The organism is Streptomyces sp. ADI96-02, from assembly GCF_003846185.1.
Classification (GTDB): domain Bacteria; phylum Actinomycetota; class Actinomycetes; order Streptomycetales; family Streptomycetaceae; genus Streptomyces.
In genome coordinates this window covers 6458348-6458921 of record NZ_ML123034.1, presented here as the reverse complement: position 1 = coordinate 6458921, position 574 = coordinate 6458348, and the positions used below count along the sequence as shown (strand labels likewise).

Below are 574 nucleotides of genomic sequence, written 5' to 3'. Positions count from 1 at the left end.
TCGGTCCACTGCGCGGACACACCACCGGTGACCGGGTCGTACGACGTCCGCACATGGTCCTGCTTCGTGTCCGGGGCGTCCTTCGGCGAGGTCCACGCCTCGACCGTCCGCCCGGACCGGTCGTTCCGCTGATGCGCCACCGAACCGTCCGGCAACGCCACCGACTCCACCAGCCCGTTCACCCGGTTGTAGCCCATGCTGGACGTCCCGCCCTCGCCGGGCAGGGAGACCTCCGTCGCCCGGCCCGCAACGTCGAACTTCGTCTCGAACCCGGAAACCGACTGGCCCTTCGACGTGAGGGCCTTGTTTGTCTTGTTCCCGAACGCGTCCAGGGTGTGCTCCGCCTTCACGCCGTCCGACGCGTCGGACTCCTTGGGGGTGAGGCTGTCCGACGCGGGCAGTCCCGCAGGCGTGTACGCGTGCCTGGTGGTGAACGGGCTGGTGCTGTCGTCGGAGCTGACGGGTTTGCCCAGGGCGTCGAACTCCGTCTCGGTCACGGCACCGGGCGTGCCGTCACCGTACGACGTCTCGCTCCGGACGAGGTTGCCCTGCTCGTCGCGCTGCTGTGTGCTGG

The 574-nt window shown here is 69.3% G+C and carries 1 protein-coding gene; it reads right to left on the bottom strand.

Features of this window, described 5'->3' with window-relative positions:
• On the bottom strand, positions 1 to 574 hold a 574-nt coding region (locus EES43_RS30885), incomplete at both ends, for a hypothetical protein (protein WP_164493298.1).